The sequence below is a fragment of the Streptomyces sp. NRRL F-5650 genome, assembly GCF_000721365.1.
GTDB classification, from domain to species: domain Bacteria; phylum Actinomycetota; class Actinomycetes; order Streptomycetales; family Streptomycetaceae; genus Streptomyces; species Streptomyces ardesiacus.
The window spans coordinates 1-245 of sequence record NZ_JOGV01000194.1 but is presented as its reverse complement, the minus strand read 5'-3'; the positions used below and the strand labels follow the sequence as shown (position 1 = coordinate 245).

Below are 245 nucleotides of genomic sequence, written 5' to 3'. Positions count from 1 at the left end.
TCGACCTGCTGCTGCTCACCACCGGCCGCGGCAACGAGGCCCGCGCGGTCCTCGCCTGGACCCTCGGCGGCCTCGGCGGCGTCAACTGGGGCACCCTGTGGCTGCCGAGCACCGCCCTGCTGCTCGGTGTCGGCGTCCTCATGGTCCAGGCCCGCAACCTGAACCTGCTGCTGGCCGGCGAGGAGGCGGCCACCACGATGGGCCTGGACGTGGCCCGCTTCCGCGCCCGGCTGTTCGTGCTGCTC

General features: G+C 74.3%; 1 protein-coding gene. It reads left to right on the top strand.

The window, feature by feature from the left end; genetic code table 11:
- Positions 1–245 (top strand): iron chelate uptake ABC transporter family permease subunit (locus tag IG88_RS0138125; RefSeq protein ID WP_031051572.1); only part of this gene is annotated, 245 nt, incomplete at both ends.